The organism is Pseudoalteromonas sp. S1727, from assembly GCF_005886375.1.
In the GTDB taxonomy this organism is placed as follows: domain Bacteria; phylum Pseudomonadota; class Gammaproteobacteria; order Enterobacterales; family Alteromonadaceae; genus Pseudoalteromonas; species Pseudoalteromonas haloplanktis.
The window spans coordinates 1-538 of the sequence record NZ_PNDT01000283.1; the positions used below are offsets into that span (position 1 = coordinate 1).

1 protein-coding gene is annotated in these 538 nt (G+C 39.0%); it reads left to right on the forward strand.

All coding sequences use genetic code 11. The features are described from left to right. Window positions 1-538 (forward strand): TonB-dependent receptor domain-containing protein (locus CWB85_RS22025; protein ID WP_138556022.1); only part of this gene is annotated, 538 nt, incomplete at both ends.

Genomic DNA, 538 nt, shown 5'->3' on the forward strand with positions numbered 1-538 from the left:
ATTACTACTACGGACAATTACGTACTTCAAGTGATTCGATTTTTTATTCAGCAGGCCAAACTGAGCCAACGCGCCCAGACATAAGCTACAAATCAGATCCGACAAAAAGTGAATCTGAGTATGATTTTTACGGCGTGTACTTCCAAGATTTAATTACTTTCTCACCAGAGTGGCAAGTATCACTTGGTGGCCGTTTTGATAAACAAAACAAAGAAGGCGCTGATAACGAATCTTTCGTACCTAAATTTGGAGTGTTATATCATCCAAATGCGTCAGCTACTGTATACGGAAGCTACTCTGAAGGCTTTGAACCACAAAGCAGTGATACATTAATTAATGAAAGTGATATCAATAACGGTATGAAGTTAGACGCAGTAACTTCTGAACAAAAAGAAATTGGTATCAAGTGGCAGTTGTTTGATGACCGCTTAATGCTAAGCAGTGCATTATTTGATATCAGTAAAACAGGCACCTTGATCACCGAGCAACTAGATAATCCAGTGGGTGATATTGAAACAATCACAACACAAGCCGGTGT